Here is a 16,413-nt window from a genome sequence, read left to right as displayed (position 1 = left end):
TAGGCGGAGCGGTTCTTGTGAAGTGAGGCCTACTTTATGTAGGTCGCAGCGAAGCAAGGTTCGTGACAACAACGAAGCTGGGTGACTTTCATCGCCCCACATTAGTAGTATACACGGTGGTGTTTATTGGATTTAATATGAAAATGGGTTCTTTACTTAAAAGCTCTCTCAAAATAGGCCTAATTCTTTTCGCCATCACTCTTGGTACACTGTTGACGAGTGTCGTTGGCATTTACTTTGTAGTGGGTAAAGATATTGACGTCATCATGCAAGGCACTCCAGAGAAACTACCCCCTGCTCTGGTAACGGCAATGATGGTGGAATACCCAGGGTATTTAGATTGTACGCCACGCGCACTATTAAAGTACGACAACAATAACTGTCTGTCTGCTTATCAACTCGTAAAAACCAACCTGATAGCTCCTAGACGGGCGTTGAAGTATGCTTTCGATAGTTTCCTCGGCACACTTTATTTGATCAATCATTACCCTCCAGAGCACATAGCGGCTACCCTGCTCGAGCGAGCTTACTGGGGCGAAAATAAAGCTTCAAAAATCATTGGCGTTGCGGCCGCATCTCAGCGTTACTTAAACAAGAATATCTCTGAACTGAATTCAAAAGACATTGCGACGTTGTTCGTACTACAGCGAGCCCCCGGGATTTACTCAAATCAAATCCATTCCGAAAGGTTCGCAGAGGAAGTTGAAAAGCTTCACAATAAGCTAGAAGCACAAGGAAACTTATGAAGGAAGTGTTAGAAGTTTTAAGAAGATATTTGCAACATTGGGATCCAATTGGAGCCATTCCCGGCGCAATCATTAACGGTCAGGCTCCAACTGAGTACGATTGCTACGCAGGCCCCCTTTATACTTTGCTTGCAGAAGGTGGCTCGGAGGACGACGTACACAAGTACCTTGTTCAGTGCCTTGACCACATGGGCATGAGACATATTGAGATCAGAGATCGCTCCATGGCCAAGTATATTCATAACTACTTTAATAAGAGCTCTGGGTTTAGGAAATGAAGTATTCAATACTTTTCCTTATTACGGTTTTGAGCATGCCAAGTTTCGCGGCAGAATCCATGCTTTCTGGTGAAGTCTCGTATTTTAAAGATGCTAAAATACCAGCCCAGACTATATGTGCGATTCCAACCGATAGTTCCGATTACAATCAGTTCTGCACACCGTCCGAAGCTAATAACAAATTTAGTATAAAGCTTCCACCCGGCAAGTACTATGTCCATGCAACTTTATTGAAACCAATCGACACTTGGTCCAAACCTTACAAAGCCTACTTCAACGAATTCGTCGTTTGCGGCAAAGATCAATCCAAATGCCATTCCCACAAGCCGATTGTGGTTGAGGTCGCAGAAGGCGAACATAGAATCAACATAGATCCTCAAGACTGGCTATCGCCAGTGGAAGACTCTAAAAACTTTAGCACTATAGCTGTTCTTACAAAAGTTCCAGAATGTAAGTTCATTGGCAAGTTTTTCATTCGACTCACGGATGATGGAGAGAAGTTTGGGTCTTTCATGGAGTTTTATTCCGCAAACAAACAGGATGTCTCTTACAAATCCTGCAACAAAGGTGAGTACGGAAAACCCCTTTTTCAAATCAAAGAGACTCACAGCTTCCTCCTTGAAGTTAAGGGTGACAATGCCTTCGTGAGGCAACCTTTAACTAGCGAAATCAGTACGCTTAAGATTTTCAATATCAAAGATCAAAAGCTTGCGCTTAAAATTGAGTACAGCGAGATTAGATTCTTAAATGATTCAACTGCTGAGATAAAGATTCAAGAGAAGTATGTTGGCGGCTGTTCGGACCAAGAAAAACAGGATTACAAGGCGAGATCCCGACGACTTGCCACCCTTCGAACTCACAACCTTGACTTGAAAACCCTCAAACTTACGAGCACCGACAAGATCGCCTGCGCCTCTCCCGATAGAGAGTGGGACTACTAGATCGGATTAGAGATTTACCTTAAAGAAGCTGGATGACTTTCATCACTCCAACGGAGAAGCGGGAGTCTCTCAGCCACACAACAGCCTCAAAACCCCCGCTTTTTGGGAAACGATGGATGTAATTCAGAAACTAGTGGCGGCTTACGTTACGTGGGCCGTCTTTTTTATTTTGCTCGCTCTCTCTGTTTTCGTTTTCATCGAAATCCATATCGTCCGATTCATTTTCAACGGGATCTTCTGAGCGATTGGCTTTGCGAGTTTCTGGTGGATTATTGCTATTGGAGCGTCTTTGCTCTTCTTCGCGGTTTGGAGAGCCCGGTCTGTCAGAAGTGTTTCGTCTCTCTTGTTCTTTATTTGGATTGTTTTGACCACCCTGTTGCGATCCCCGATTTTGGTTTGGTTGAGATTGTGGATTTTGGTTAGCCATTTTAAACCTCATTCAAATTTTTGCCTTGATTGGCTATTGAAATTTAACTGGGTAGGTTCGAAATTTCTAGTGAGTATGTAATGACTCTCGACACTAAGCACTTTCATCCCGGGACTTAGGCTAAGCATTCATTTCACTATCAAAATTAAAATAGAAAAACCCGCACGTATGGCGGGCTTAACTATTAAAATACTCAGAATTACTTACGACTTGCTGATCTTTTTTCTGACTGAGCAGAAGACATGCGATTGGATTTAGTCGCCTCTTTCCCCTTATTCCCAGTACCTCTGTTGCTAGTACTTTTTGTAGTTTCTTGCTCTTTAGCTGCTCTTTTTGAATCTTGATTTTTCATGTAATTCCTCCTTGTAGAAGTATTCATACACAAATGAACCCGATTGTATCGCTGTACTTAGACAATGAATCGAGGAGAACTGTTTACGATGTCCTATGGACATGGAAGCCGGGTTCACGGATACCAAAGATCCGTTCAAACAAGACTCTTTTACGATATATATTTGGAATTCTTTTTTTGAGGGATTCAGGGAGAGATCAAAGGCATTCAGATTCTAGGCGGAGCGGTTCTTGCGAAGTGAGGCCTACTTTACGTAGGTCGCAGCGAAGCAAGGTTCGTGACAACAACGAAGCTGGATGACTTTCATCTCTACCTATCTAGCAGACTTGAACTTGCGGCGAAGGTCTGCTGTCGTCGCTTCAATTTCTGCTTGCAGTATCACTTCAAACATCTCATTGGCATCAATCTTATACAACTGCCCTAATCTCTTAATGGCATTGACAGGAGGAGCCGACAGGCTTCTCTCCCAATTGGAGATAAATTGCGGTGTGGAATACCCTAAGGCATTTGAAACATCAGCTTGAGTAAGCCCTGCAGCTTCACGCGTCGTTTTTAAATAGTCCCCAAGAGTTGCTTTTCTCATTGATGCCTCCACCTAGAGTTGATGATAGAGATTTTGCCTTTCCGGTCAAGAATGTTTTCCTTGATTTATGTTACGCAACTGCGGACACCCTCTGCGGTCGACATCAACCTTTTCAGAATATTTGTTTTAAGAACTATCAAATGGATTTGCACTCCTACTCCCAATCACTACCGTTTTATAAACAAAAAGTTATCCAAAACATCTAACCCTAGATTCATATGTGAGTTTACTCCGGTTTCCAAGGCGCCCCTCTGCTCCGAATTCATGAAAAGGAACTTTGGAGCGCTTCATGAAAGAACATAATTGAATGTTACCCGAGTTTTTCGTACATACTTCGTGATGAAATCAAAGTTCGCTACATCCCGGGACATTCTGAAGTACGACTTCGAAAAACGCCGCAAAAAGAACAGCCGTTATTCTCAACGTGCCTATGCACAACTTTTAGGCGTCTCAAGTGGTCGCCTTACTGAAATTCTTAATGGGAAATCGCCGTTAACCACTAAAAAGGCGCATATCCTTGTCCGCAAGCTCGATCTTGACCAAATTGAAATGCAGTATTTTTTGCGTTTGGTGGAAAGCGAAAATACGATTCGCAAAGATGATCGCCGCAAAAAGCAAATCTTAACTTCTCATTGTATTGCGGAAAACGAAATGGCTCTGATCAGCGACTGGGAATACTTCTCACTCATGTCACTTATAGAAACAAAAAGTTTCAAATCCGATAAAAAATGGATCTCAAAAAAATTGGGCATTTCAATGAAAAGACTGGAGGAAGTACTTCAGCTTCTTATCGAATTAAAATTTGTGATTTATGAGAATGGCATATTCCGCAATGTTCATAGATCCATGTCGACCACCACGGACATCCCATCTGAAATTTTACGCAAGGCGAATGCCGACTGCATTCTCCAAGCTCTAGAGAAAATGAACACCATTGATGTTCTTTCCAGAGATGTGACGTCAATGACCTTACCAGTAGATCTTAAAAAGATTCCTGAAGCTAAAGCGCTTATTCGCGAGTTTAAAAAGAAAATGGTTAAACTCATGAAAAACACCGACACCACTGATATATACAATTTTAATGTGCAACTTGTTCCTGTATCGCAACTTGGAGTTTAGTTTTGAAATTCGTCTTACTTGTTATTGTTACTTTTCTCTCTCCATCACTTAAAGCTGACCCAGGTGTATTTGATCGTGGAAATGGCGGAGACGTCGTTTTCTGTAGGAGTGAACAGGGAAAGTCCCAATACTTGCTGCTAGACATCTACGAACAAAGGAACATGGGATTTCACAGATGGCAGCCCTCGCTACCAGAAGATTACACCTTCCATGAAGTTCTAGAAGCCGTCTTCTCTCGCATTGACCAAAAACTTCCTTATCTCGCCAGCAAACTGCGCGAAGAATACTTCGGACGATTTGCACAAGATTTAACTTTCGTGGCACCAGAGGATGTGCCGGATGTTGATGATCAAGGACCTGTAATTCTTGAACCTCACTGCAATCTAAAGCAGATTGCAGTTCAATGGTCTGAGAAGTCCAAATATGGAAAAGCCTATCGAATCGATATCACTCTTTTCAGCCTGCTTGATCCTTACAACCAGGGGGCTCTCATTCTTCATGAGCTTATCTATCGAATAAAGCTTTCAGCAGATATGTTGATGGAAAGCTCTCAAGATGTCAGAACGAATGTGTCTTATATTCTATCAAAGGAATTTGATCAGTTCCCGGGATACAATCCTTCTTCATATTAGTAGGCGAAAAACAGCTCAATTTTCGCCTTCAAAGCGAATAAAACCCCTCGCTTTACTGTAAAAGCGCTCCAAATTGCTTTAGGCACCTAATTTGGAGCCCGAGAAGTTAGCTATGATGAAAATTGAACGTCTCGTCTCATCATTGTTGGTTACTTTTGTTTTACCCTTGCTTACCGCATGTAGTATGGATCTATCCATTACCGGTATAATTAAAGACTCAGTCGCTATGAGTTCCGCAATTCGTGGCAAAGCCAATATTAATTCCTGGCCTGTAACGGTCTCTTTCAAAACAGCTCCCAATGCGCAACCACTGATCTCTGACTTTGAAGTGGAAAATGGTATCATTCTATCCGTCGTGCAAACATCTCCTACCTCTTTTCAAGTGATTCTCGAACCAGTTTCAGACGGTGAATTGAAAATCACCCTACCCGGTCATTTTGTAGGAACTGAAGCCAGCTTATCCATAATCGTTGATACGCAAAAACCAACTCTGACACTCGCTAAGACTTTTGCCAGCTATACCCATCAACGAATAGTCAGTCTGTCATTGGCAGCATCAGAAACTATTGTTGACTTCCAAAACAGTGACTTCCAGGTCATAAACGGAAACATCCTTTCCATTGCCGGCAGCGGCGACAGCTATACTGTTCAAGTTGAAGCTCAGTCTGAAGGTCAGGTGAGCGTTCTTATTCCAGTTAATAAGGTCACTGACGAGGCAGGGAATCACAATCTTGCTTCCAATACTTTAACTTACTTCTATGACGTGGCTCCTCCCACAATGGGAATGTCATTGCCCAATGGTAGCCCAACAGCCACTTCCCCGATATTAGTAGATCTTGTCTCAACTGAACCTCTACTGGACTTTACTTCAGCGGATCTTGTCTCCACTAACGGCACAGTCGGAACGCTCACTCAAATTGATAGCACTCACTGGCAGGTTGAAGTTGTACCGACACTATCTGGTGATGTGACTTTGAGCTTAGGTCCAAATAAATTCACAGATCTCGCTGGAAGACTTAATCAAGGATCAACTTCAATTACGGCAAACTATGATAGCGGTCCGCCTTCAGTTATACTTTCAAGCTTACCGAGTATTTCTAGTGCTACGCCTATCGTAGTGGCTGTCACTTTCAGCGAGTTTGTAACCGGATTTGATGCGAGCGACCTAAACTTAACAAATGCGACTGCCATCATCACAGGTGCAGGTGCCAATTACACCATCAATCTGACTCCACTTGCGGAAGGAGCAGTCCAAGTTTCAGTAAAAGCTGGCGCGGCTCTTGATTCAGGAAGCAATCCTTCAAGCGTGTCCAATACCGTTAGCACTATTTATAATCTAGCAGCCCCTACTCTTGCTATGAGTACGAGCAGTGGTACAAGTGTTCCAAGTGGAACTTTTGTTGTTAATTTGGACTTTAGCGAACCAATCAATTCATTTTCTCTAGGAAGCCTGGTAGTTACTGGGGGTACAGCAAGCAATCTGATTAGAGTCGACTCTAGCCACTATACGGTAGAAGTGAGCCCCACGGCGACAGCAATTACTTTAAGTGTTGCAGCCAATACTTATAGTGATCTTCTCAATTATCCAAATAGCACTATCAGCATTTTAAACTTAACTGTCGCACCTGATGTCCTACTCACGACATCTGCACCGACCTACACAAAAGTTTCGCCATTTACAGTTCATGCCGATTTTTCTATCGACGTGACCGGCTTTACAAGTAGTGACTTAACTCTTACCAATGCTACTGCGACTGTCACTGGTTCCGGCAAAAGCTATGACATCTTAATTACGCCAACTCTATCGGGTCTCGTAAGTGTTTCCGTGCCTTCTTCCGTTGCATTTACTTCCGATGGAGCCGGAAACAACCCATCAAATACGATTCAAAGAACTTACGACATTGTTGCCCCGGTTCCTCCGACCGTTACAAATGCCACTAGCGCACCAGATACTGCAAACTCTCCGCTTATTTCCTGGAGTGGATCTTCTGATGGTCATTCAGGCATACTTCAATATGAAATTGCACTTGGCACTGCAGTTGGTGCTTCCGACTTCCTTAATTGGTCAGTCGTTGCGGGAACTAGCACAACGCTCACTGGGCTCACTTTAGTTGCAGATACAAATTACTATGCGTCGATACGAGTTACTGACAACGCTGGCAATGTTAGCACGGTGGTTTCTGGCCCTGCTTTCAAGTATACAGCGCCACTCGTTTGTCCTACTGGTTATGTTCGAGTCGCAGCCCTTGCTGGATTTACAAGCTCAGATATTTGCGTCATGAAGTACGAAGCGAAAAATGATGGTGCTGGAAAAGCCATTCCGCAAGGAACAGGAAGCCCTTGGGTTAGCGTCACACGTCCCCAAGCTATAGCCGCATGTAAACTCAATGGCGCACGTTATGACCTATTCAGCAACGACGAGTGGCAAGCCACGGCTCGACAAATTACGACAGTCGCAGCCAATTGGAGTTCTGGTACTGCTTATGTTGGTCGTATCAACCGCGGACACAGCGACAGTACTCCTACCTCGCCACAAGCAACTTCAACCGATGATAATACTCCTTGTATTAACACCGGCCAGACATGCAGCGCCACTGTATGGGACTCGCAACGCCGCACCCATATATTGCCGAATGGCGAAGTCATTTGGGACTTAGCCGGCAATGCGCACGAATGGGTACTTGGTGACTCTACAAATCAAACATCTGGATATGCGGTTAGTTTAACCGCAACTTCCAAAACGAGATTCGGTCCAGCTACGAACTGTGACAACATCACAAGTGCCAATGATTATTGTGGATATGGGAAAGGAAGTCTTTTCACAGCAGGCACCGCCTATCCGATCACTCGTGGCGGAACCGCCACTTACGGTGACAACTCAGGTCTCTTCTCAACAAGGTTAGATCCGAGTGAGAATACCGTGTCGAGCAACTTTACTTTCAGGTGCGTTTACAAATAGCTATTTTTCATCACTCCATGCTTGCTTTCAACATGATCACTTTATAGGCTATTTGAGCCTGGAGGCAGCTCATTGGGATGGTTCAAATTGTCTTGTCTATCCCCATGGGCTTTTTTTTATTTATTACGTTCGACAGGAATCCGGAACGGGCTCTTCTTACTGCTTTTTGGAAGTACGCACATGTACTTATTTTTATCTCTCATATCACACACGTACGCTCGAATTCTTAACTCTGGATTCTTTTCTTCAGTTAGGACCGTAAAAGTAAAACCGTAAGGTTCGATTGTATTAGTCAGTCCCCAACCAGGAACATTTAACGGAGTACACTTACTTTCTAGAATATTGGTCTCTTCGCAATACTGTACTTGAACAGGATAACCACAGTTATTCACGATTTTAAATCGATCAGAACTAATTCCACCACCTGCTTGCTTGAAACTTACACACGTAGCTTCTGAAAGAGGAGCATCCGTAGATTGCGACTCAGTCTTTTCCTCTTGTTTTGTTTCTACCTTTGGCTTTTCTTCTTTTTTAGGCTTCTCTTTCTTTTTCCTCTTATAGGAGTCGATTTTTACCAATCGATCACCAAGACAAGAAAGAGCCCCTGGCGCTTTCGCTTTGCCTTCTTGACTCAGCCAATAATTGTTTTCTGCATAAGCTCTTGCTAACATTTTAAGCTCGTTGGAACTTGCTGTGTGAGGATCACGATAGCCATTCGGGTGAACTGTAAATGGAGTGTTTGGCAACTGATTTAAGTAACCTACACCTGCACATTTGATTTTAGCCGGATCACCCAAGTCTTGGGCTTTAGCTACTTCCTTTTGATTTGGTTTCTCAGATTTTTCTTTCTCTTTAGCAGTGCTATTGGACTTTGATTTCTCAGACTTTGCCTGATGTAAAACACCTGAATCGCCACTATCAACATTATCATCTGAAGATATATCCTCAGATAGACTACCAACGTCATACCGTTTCTTTAGCTCATAGAACATTCCGTCCTTCGGCAGATTATGCCCCCAATGCTTTAGGGCTCGCCGATAGAATTCAGCCTCGCTAATCTCATGCTGTCTTAAATTGTATCCTTTGTTATTTACCGTAAAGTATTTTCTTCGCAATTTTGTCTTAACACCTTCTTGAATCAATACTGGAGAACCGCCAGCCATCCAAAAGGTCGCATTATTCGAAGGGTCCGTTAGGTCTAAGAGTTCAAATTTTTCACCGACAAAGAAGCCATCCTGCATAGTTCCTCGGTACTTGTACTTTGAAACTACTTTCCCTTCTTCGAAAATGTCATAAATAGTGTACTTTATCTCTCCCTTTCCTTCCGCATTTCCAGAGCTATTCACCCCGCCGGTCCAGATGACTTCATCGTCGTCCATCACTGCTTCCATGTAGACCTTTACACCGTTAGAAGTAGTAAAAATCTCTGCGGCATTAGCAGAAACCGATAAAGAAAAAATAGCAATTAAATGTAAAAGAAACTTAACCATTCAAATCTCCACCAAAAACCATTCAAGTGGTTCAAAATGCAAGGCGCTTACCAATCAATACTTTGATTAGTTCGATCTAATGGAATTTGGGTGTATAGGAGAGCGATTTCTCGCGTTTTTCGGCACGCAAATCTCATCCTGAGACAGCCGGATTTGGGAGAACTGTTTACGATAGGCCAGCTGCGCTGAGGATGTGGAGATTGCGAAGCAATCGAACTGAACTGGTTCAGTTCTGCGGCCACGGCCGCATCACTCTCCTCCGCTACCGCGGGCCTATGTAGCCCGGGTTCAGGGCTACATCCTGCGGAAGCCCTTCAGACGGATACTTTTCCGATGATATTTGAATTTCCATCCTCAGATGTAGTTCTATAGAATTCGAACTCAATAATCCAGACTCCCTTGGATTGATCAAAATGGCAGAGTTACGCGGCGGAGGACTTCTGGTTACCGGAGGCGTATATGCCAATACGTCGAGGACAGCCGGAAGGCCGACAACAAAGTAAATCGGTCATTTTCATCATTCCTCGCTTGCCATTGGTACAACGGGGAAATAGCTTTGTACTCAATGCAGTACAAAGCTTTATCCATCGTTTACCCAAATGGCTCGAAGATCGCTTCTGGCGAGAAGAAGTTGGAAATCCGATCTTGGACTCCCCCTGAGGATTTCGACTTCTCTCACGACCTCCTAATCGTCGAAAACCACAATTTCCTGCGCAAGCCCGGCGAAACCGACCCCGAAGGCCGCCCCGTCGCCTTAGTTAAGATTAAGAATGTTCGCCCGTTCATGGCGGGTGATCTTTTGGATGCTTGTTGGAATGAATGGAAGCCAGGTTTGTTCGCATGGGAAGTGACTGACGTGAGACCCATTAAGTCAGATAAGGTCGTTCTGGCTGCTAGAGAGATTTACGAGTTAGAGCTGGAATTATAAAGCCTGAACATTTCTGATCAGGCTTTGGATTGAAACCCAGTGGTTTGGAGCTATTGCTGAAATATAAATTCCATGTCCAACTGATACTCCCAGTCGTCGGAAGCGCAAAATCCTCGGAGCCAAAGAGCATTGTCGTTATTTCTTAAATAAAGGCCACGGGGATAACTGTCTTCGTTACCAACTTTCGGTGACGCAACTTTAAGATAAGGACCTTCCGGTTGTTCCAAGTATTCCAACCTCAGATGAGCTGCAACAATCAGTGGACAAAGCTTTAAACCGAGATCTTCAGCTGCAGAAACAATATCTTCATAGATGGTAGGTTTAGTTAAGTTTAGATCATGTAGATTCACCTTAACCAGCATAATTCTTTCGGCCACAGTGGTTGGGGTGAAGGCCGAGTCTTCAAAGAGAATGTTTGCATATTTATTAAATTGAATACCTTTTGAAACTAACTGCTGAATTAGTTCTTCCTTCGTCAGCCCACCAATAGAGATTTCTTTAAAAACTTCAAATCTACCCATGGATAAGATTTTAGCTGGCTTCATCATTGTGGTCATCAATCAAATGGTTCTAAACCATCCAGTGGCTAATAACGCACAGGCTGCAGCGGTAGCTGAGGAGTGCTGCAATGACTGAGTCATGAAAGCTGATTGAATTTGCAGGATGCTAATTCAAAGTGCCAACCCGAAGGGTAAGAGGCAGGAGCCTCGCACCACCAGCTACCGGGGAAAAGATATCTGGCGAGGGTAAGTTGGAACGAAAAAGCCTGTTCGTTTTAGAACAGGCTTTGGATGGGAAATAAGTGCAATTTTGTCATGAACTCGCACTCGAGAGAAGTTGATTCACCTTCAAGTTGCGGCGTTCGATCCCTGAGCATTCTGGCGGTTAAGTAATGTTAGGTGCAAGGAGACGGCTGCATTCTGATTTTAATCTTGCGGATTGAGTTGGCATTTTAAAACTTTGCTAACTGAAGCGAGATTCCCCCCAAAAGATTGCTTTTTTGTTACTAGTATTTTCTTGGGTCCAGCAGGTTTCACTTCAAAAAGGATATCAAAATCGGTCGGTGAAAACGTATTAAGTGCTGTCGGGCCTTGCGTTGTTAAATCTTCGGATAATCCCTTCTTAGAAAGACGTCTCCACTCTAATTCTATACTTTTACCCCAATTATTATTTTCGCTAAAACCCATCCCCAACGCTCCATCGAATCGTTCGACGACTATATTAGTCCCTAACGGATTTTTTCCCTGAACTATATGCACGACCGTCTTATCAAGATCATAGGGCTCACTTGAAACACAAGTGATGTGCGGTCGCAAAAGTAACTGTGCTAACGGCGTAAATGATCGCCCTGAAAGTAAATACCCAACGGCCCGGCGAGTGCGCACCGAGGAGTTTTCCAATGAAAATGTGCGTAGATTATTGTATAGACCCTCATGCAAAGCCAAAGCGATCCGATTTGTGATATCCAGCTTTTCAAAAAGATCTTGGTTTATTTGCGCTTCGGCAGCAATTCCTTGGCCTCCTGGTAAAATCCACTCTTTGTAACGAACAATCTGCTCAACCCCGCATCCTGCAGGAAACGCAGCTTCATAAGAGTCAGGGGTCAAAGTTAGATTTACTCCATGAAGACGCTGAATGGATGAGTTTCCCTCATTAACAATGGTTTGAGCGATCGTATTTAAATATAACTTAAAAGGAATCGCACTGTTGCCCTGCTGTGGAATATTTAAAACGTCAGCAATTTTCTCGGCGTAATCTTCAATACTCTCGGAAATATCTTCTGTATTACTTGATGGTTTTTGTATCTCGAGGCCATAGAGCACTCTCGCTTCCCAAAGATCTAAAACCTCTACTGATTTTATTGACTGGTCTGGGTTTCGACAGACAACGCCTTTTCCACCGCCGACATCGCTGCCGCCTTTAGCAAAAACAGAAATACCACAGACCATAATGACGCTAATAACGAGAAGTTTCATATTTTTCCCCTGTAAGTTGAGTAATAGCTAACTCAATAACTTGCAAAGAAATAGATGTATTTTGGCCATAAAACCTACTAAAACTTGGTTTTAATGGCAAGTTTGGAGGTTTATGTCCATCTTTCAATACACTGACTACAAGAAATTCGTGAACGACCGAATCAAAGATATGCCCAAACAAGGGCGTGGTGAATTTCAGCGCTTGGCTGCAGCTTTAACAATGCACTCAACCACGGTTAGTCATGTCTTTAAGGGCGACAAAGACCTTACCCTAGAGCAAACCGCAGGAATTTGCCAACACTGGGGACTGAACCCCAATGAGAGCGATTATTTCGTTACGATGGTGGAGTTGACTCGCGCCGGAAGCCCTACTTTAAAAAAGATTTTTCAAACACGTCTTGATGAAATTAAAAAGAGCTCTGTCCAACTTAAAAGCCGCATACCAAAAGATATTGAAATGACCGAGGTAGATCGCTCGAAATTCTATTCGCAGTGGTACTTTAGCGCCGTTAGACTTCTTTGTGATATTCCGGAATATCGTACGATCGATCGCATTGCCCAACACTTGAATATCCCAGTTGGCAAAGTTAATGAAGTGATTCAATTTCTTTTGCAATCCGGATTAATCACTGAAGAAAAAGGGAAATTTAAATTAGGTCCAAGTCGCACCTATGTCAGTGCTGAATCCACTTTAGTTCATCGCCATCACGGCAACTGGCGCGTGAAGGCTATGGACCTTTACCCACGAATGAATATCGAAGAAGAATTTGCTCTGACAAGTCCAATGACAATATCTAATGAAGACGCTATAAAAGTGCGCGAGCTCTTGATGAAATCAGTAGAAAAGATTCTTGCTATTAACAAACCTTCCCAGTCGGAAGAATTAAGAATCTTAAATATCGATTGGCTTAAAATTTAATGCTTCTAAGCCATTCAGTGGCCAATAATTCACAAACTGGGTGATCCATAGAGGAGAACTTGTTTGGCGAGGGTAAGTTGGAACTAAAAAGCCTGTTCGTTTTAGAACAGGCTTTGGATGGGAAATAAGTGATTGTGGAATGCCTATTTCGGAGTGCTTCCTATCAGTGAAACTTGAACCTCAGAAGAAACTTTCTTCGAATTTCTTTTAATTAAACCTTCGAAATCATCTATCACACAAATACCACGACCTAACTTGGGACAATGATAAAGGCTTGCTTCAACCTTGATCTCCGACTTATCGGAGTGCAGGCGGACAGGACGTTGAAAATTAATAAGTTCCGTCAAAACAAAAAAATCATTGAGATTTACTTCTTCAGTAAGAACCCAAGACTTACCTTCCTTCTCATAGATTGCAATTTTCGAAGGTGCCGCTTTATTTAACTTTTGCCCACTCGGAAGTTGGATGTGCCCAGCAATATGAAGAAGTTTTCCAAATCCAATTGAATCCAATTTGATGTTTTTTTCTGCAAAACAGTCTGAACATAGTAGTAACAATATCGCCAGAAAAACGAGTTTTTTCATTAGTTAAGTATCTTGAGGACCTAATTCTCCGGTCAAGAAATAAATGCAACTAAGCCAACCGATGGTTAATAACGCAGAGAATACGTGATCCCTGACAACATCAGGGTAACACTAGGATTCTGAGGAAAAGTTGTTGGCGATAGGCTTTGCCTATGACAGACGGGTTCCGGTCTGCATCCTGCGGAAGCCCTCCAAACTTGAATATCCATTTACGATATATTTGGATTTCCTTTCGGACTCGACTCCCGAGGGATCAAAAGTATGCAGATTCGAGGCGGAGATGTTTCGATTCCCACAGGCGTATGTACCTATACGTCGAGGACAGTCGGAACAGCGACAACGAAGAAGATGCTTACTTTTCATCAACTCGCACTATGTGGGCACGAGCGTGAGGATACTTTTTGATACAGACACATCTCCCCACGGTCAGCGACTTCACCACATTCGGATGCACATTAAACTCCTCCACCTCACGCATCGAACTCTCCCCCGTGCTCACATCCCAAAACAACACCCTTTGCGTCCTTTTAGTGGTCTTCCACGTTGTTTTGGTACCAGCTCTCTGAGAGATGGTCTCAGCACTTTCTTGGTTCGATTGCAGGAACGCGTATAGAGTCGCCATATTTGCAGTCAGCCTCGCCGCAAACGTATCCGACACTTTCTTAAGATCCGACAACTCCTGATGACTGAGTACCAAGCTCATTTTGCTACTTCGGGCCCGATCTGGGAATGCCGTGAAGTCCTCGTCGGCTATATCTGCGAACTCGTCAATAAAGCACACGAAAGGCTTTCTTTGTGCTTTTGGGATTTCCGCATCGATCCGGGCTGATGTTGCGATGAGGTCTTTTACGATGAATTTAGCGAGTGCGGTTCCTGTGAACTTATACCTTCTGGTGTCTAGGAATATAAATACGATCTTTTGCTGATTTACCGCTTCATAGAGATTAATTCCCTCTTTTGACTTTTTGAGTCTTTCACCGAAGCTTGCAAGTAGGAACGATTCCAGTTGGCTTACGAGTCCTTGCAGGTTTCCTGAGGTTTCTTTAGCGGTGAGATAGTGATAGCACTGCTCTGCTAGCGTTTTTATCTTTGGATGCTCTTTTGATACTTTCTGTGTGAGGTTAAATACAGCTCCCTCATCGGTACAGGCATTATAGAGATCATGCAGATCAAAGCTTTCCTTTGTCTCTTTTCTGATATGACAGAGGACTGTCAGGATTCTTAGGAGGTATAAAGCTGCCTGCCCTTTATAGAACTCCTCTGACCATTCGAGTGCTCCCATGATGCGGTCTCGGAGTTCGGTGGCGTTGCCTTCATTGAGTAAGTTATAGTTTGAGGAGGTTGCAATGTCCGTGAGTGAGAATATCTGAAGGTCTTGTTCTCTTCCCGCCTCTTTCACGGTTTGGATCATACTTTCGATGGTTTCTTTATCACCCTTGAGGTCCAACCACAGACATCCATGATTGGCTTTAATTCGACTTTTGAGGATTTTGGTGAGTAACACGGTTTTGCCAAAGCCGCTCGCCCCCACTATATGCACATGGTGGTTAAGCTCCTCATCGGTGAGCTTTTCTGATTTGAAGAAAGAGCCCTCAACCCTTCCGAGTCTTACTTGGGAAGAGGGCTTTCTTTGTTGTCCGATTGCTGGAAACAACTTTCTAATGAACATATTCGGTTTGTTTTTCGTCTTTCTTAGCTGGGAAGTATCTTTGATAAGTTAATACCGAAACACCCTTAGCATCCTTCGGCACCTGTGCTTTAATCATCTCAGCCACCTCTTCATAGTAGCAAAAGAAGATCACACCTTCGATTTTCGCCTCTTTCGTGTCTTTCATCTGCAAGACCTTTAAGTACGTATCGATTCTATCGCGGTAGAATTTTGAGTGCTTCTTTCCAACTTCAAGTTCTAAGAAATATGCCATCCCGTTATTTTTCTTACATAATGCATCTGGCAGATCTGCAAACGCCCTTAAGAAGAAAGGCATCTCTTTCATGCACATCTCACTCACCCAGCGCTTTAGGAAATTCAATTCTTCGAAGCGGATTCTTAGATCATTCAGAAGCATGTCGTGGTTAAGTCTCCCAGGCATGGGTGATCTCGTGACTGCCGGCGCTTGAATCTCTTTATATTGTGATACCAATACGTCACGGCCTTTTTGAGTTACCAACAGCAGTGAGCTGTCTGATAACTCCTTGTCCTTGCAGTATAGGTATTTGAGATCAAACATTCGCTGAATCGTCGCTTCCACAGTTCCATTGTCGTAAAACCTACGAATCACTTGCGCAAGACTCAAATAGCGCATCTCTAAGATGTACTTTAAAAGTTCCATCTCTTTTGAATTTAACTGAGGAGCCACGGGTGCAGCTTTCATGACGTTCGGTGCTTTGTATTCGGCTTTTATAAAAACCTTCCTTTCAGATGCCTTGATTGGCATTTCTTGTTTTTTCTGAAAGGCAAGCACTGCAAACTTTGGAGTAG

17 protein-coding genes are annotated in these 16,413 nt (G+C 43.4%); 8 read left to right on the top strand and 9 right to left on the bottom strand.

Features of this window, described 5'->3' with window-relative positions; genetic code table 11:
• Positions 1 to 137 precede the first annotated feature (137 nt).
• From ACLVWU_RS08430 to ACLVWU_RS08420, 3 genes are read left to right on the top strand one after another with little or no spacing between them, the layout of a single operon-like run.
• Positions 138 to 746, top strand: a complete 609-nt coding sequence (locus ACLVWU_RS08430; protein ID WP_413578550.1) for a transglycosylase domain-containing protein — start codon at positions 138 to 140, stop codon at positions 744 to 746.
• The gene (locus ACLVWU_RS08425; RefSeq protein WP_413578549.1) at positions 743 to 1,024 is read left to right on the top strand and encodes a hypothetical protein; all 282 of its coding nucleotides are present in this window, start codon (positions 743 to 745) and stop codon (positions 1,022 to 1,024) included. Before ACLVWU_RS08430 ends, ACLVWU_RS08425 begins: the two co-directional genes overlap by 4 nt.
• Positions 1,021 to 1,965, top strand: a complete 945-nt coding sequence (locus tag ACLVWU_RS08420) for a hypothetical protein (RefSeq protein WP_413578548.1) — start codon at positions 1,021 to 1,023, stop codon at positions 1,963 to 1,965. Before ACLVWU_RS08425 ends, ACLVWU_RS08420 begins: the two co-directional genes overlap by 4 nt.
• A gap of 130 nt (positions 1,966 to 2,095) precedes the next feature.
• On the opposite strand, the gene ACLVWU_RS08415 is transcribed toward ACLVWU_RS08420, so the two are convergent.
• The 3 genes from ACLVWU_RS08415 to ACLVWU_RS08405 form a co-directional block, all read right to left on the bottom strand.
• Complete coding sequence (locus tag ACLVWU_RS08415; RefSeq protein WP_413578547.1) at positions 2,096 to 2,392, bottom strand: hypothetical protein; 297 nt, start codon at positions 2,390 to 2,392, stop codon at positions 2,096 to 2,098.
• A 199-nt stretch (positions 2,393 to 2,591) separates the two neighbouring features.
• On the bottom strand, positions 2,592 to 2,744 hold the full coding sequence (locus ACLVWU_RS08410; protein WP_413578546.1) for a hypothetical protein: 153 nt from the start codon (positions 2,742 to 2,744) through the stop codon (positions 2,592 to 2,594).
• Positions 2,745 to 3,057: 313 nt separating this feature from the next.
• Entirely contained in the window at positions 3,058 to 3,327 is a 270-nt protein-coding gene (locus ACLVWU_RS08405; protein WP_413578545.1) for a helix-turn-helix domain-containing protein, read from the bottom strand.
• Between the two features lie 339 nt (positions 3,328 to 3,666).
• Here ACLVWU_RS08405 and ACLVWU_RS08400 point away from each other — a divergent pair, with 339 nt between their 5' ends.
• The 3 genes from ACLVWU_RS08400 to ACLVWU_RS08390 all read left to right on the top strand — a co-directional run bounded on the left by ACLVWU_RS08400 (position 3,667) and on the right by ACLVWU_RS08390 (position 8,037).
• A complete protein-coding gene (locus tag ACLVWU_RS08400) occupies positions 3,667 to 4,446 on the top strand; it encodes a TIGR02147 family protein (protein ID WP_413578544.1) in 780 nt (259 codons plus the stop codon).
• Positions 4,447 to 4,448: 2 nt separating this feature from the next.
• Positions 4,449 to 5,078 (top strand): hypothetical protein, encoded by a 630-nt coding sequence (locus ACLVWU_RS08395; protein WP_413578543.1) that lies wholly within the window; start codon positions 4,449 to 4,451, stop codon positions 5,076 to 5,078.
• A 112-nt stretch (positions 5,079 to 5,190) separates the two neighbouring features.
• Complete coding sequence (locus ACLVWU_RS08390) at positions 5,191 to 8,037, top strand: Ig-like domain-containing protein (RefSeq protein ID WP_413578542.1); 2,847 nt, start codon at positions 5,191 to 5,193, stop codon at positions 8,035 to 8,037.
• A gap of 116 nt (positions 8,038 to 8,153) precedes the next feature.
• Here the strand turns inward: ACLVWU_RS08390 and ACLVWU_RS08385 are convergent, their stop codons facing one another.
• Complete coding sequence (locus tag ACLVWU_RS08385; protein ID WP_413578541.1) at positions 8,154 to 9,527, bottom strand: hypothetical protein; 1,374 nt, start codon at positions 9,525 to 9,527, stop codon at positions 8,154 to 8,156.
• A gap of 565 nt (positions 9,528 to 10,092) precedes the next feature.
• On the opposite strand from ACLVWU_RS08385, the gene ACLVWU_RS08380 reads away from it, so the two are divergent.
• Complete coding sequence (locus ACLVWU_RS08380) at positions 10,093 to 10,455, top strand: ASCH domain-containing protein (RefSeq protein WP_413578540.1); 363 nt, start codon at positions 10,093 to 10,095, stop codon at positions 10,453 to 10,455.
• Positions 10,456 to 10,505: 50 nt separating this feature from the next.
• On the opposite strand, the gene ACLVWU_RS08375 is transcribed toward ACLVWU_RS08380, so the two are convergent.
• Entirely contained in the window at positions 10,506 to 11,003 is a 498-nt protein-coding gene (locus tag ACLVWU_RS08375; RefSeq protein ID WP_413578539.1) for a hypothetical protein, read from the bottom strand.
• 378 nt (positions 11,004 to 11,381) lie between these two features.
• On the bottom strand, positions 11,382 to 12,431 hold the full coding sequence (locus ACLVWU_RS08370) for a hypothetical protein (RefSeq protein ID WP_413578538.1): 1,050 nt from the start codon (positions 12,429 to 12,431) through the stop codon (positions 11,382 to 11,384).
• 112 nt (positions 12,432 to 12,543) lie between these two features.
• Between ACLVWU_RS08370 and ACLVWU_RS08365 the strand changes: the two genes are divergently transcribed.
• Positions 12,544 to 13,350 (top strand): TIGR02147 family protein, encoded by an 807-nt coding sequence (locus ACLVWU_RS08365; RefSeq protein WP_413578537.1) that lies wholly within the window; start codon positions 12,544 to 12,546, stop codon positions 13,348 to 13,350.
• A gap of 143 nt (positions 13,351 to 13,493) precedes the next feature.
• Here ACLVWU_RS08365 and ACLVWU_RS08360 read toward each other — a convergent pair whose 3' ends face one another.
• The 3 genes from ACLVWU_RS08360 to ACLVWU_RS08350 all read right to left on the bottom strand — a co-directional run bounded on the left by ACLVWU_RS08360 (position 13,494) and on the right by ACLVWU_RS08350 (position 16,369).
• Positions 13,494 to 13,934, bottom strand: a complete 441-nt coding sequence (locus ACLVWU_RS08360; RefSeq protein ID WP_413578536.1) for a hypothetical protein — start codon at positions 13,932 to 13,934, stop codon at positions 13,494 to 13,496.
• 352 nt (positions 13,935 to 14,286) lie between these two features.
• A complete protein-coding gene (locus tag ACLVWU_RS08355; protein WP_413578535.1) occupies positions 14,287 to 15,603 on the bottom strand; it encodes a type IV secretory system conjugative DNA transfer family protein in 1,317 nt (438 codons plus the stop codon).
• Positions 15,593 to 16,369, bottom strand: a complete 777-nt coding sequence (locus tag ACLVWU_RS08350; RefSeq protein WP_413578534.1) for a replication-relaxation family protein — start codon at positions 16,367 to 16,369, stop codon at positions 15,593 to 15,595. Before ACLVWU_RS08350 ends, ACLVWU_RS08355 begins: the two co-directional genes overlap by 11 nt.
• Positions 16,370 to 16,413: the final 44 nt, after the last annotated feature.

It is taken from the genome of Bdellovibrio sp. HCB290 (assembly GCF_047305925.1).
Lineage (GTDB): Bacteria > Bdellovibrionota > Bdellovibrionia > Bdellovibrionales > Bdellovibrionaceae > Bdellovibrio.
Note: the sequence above shows the minus strand (reverse complement) of the source record. Positions and strands in the feature narration are given on the sequence as shown.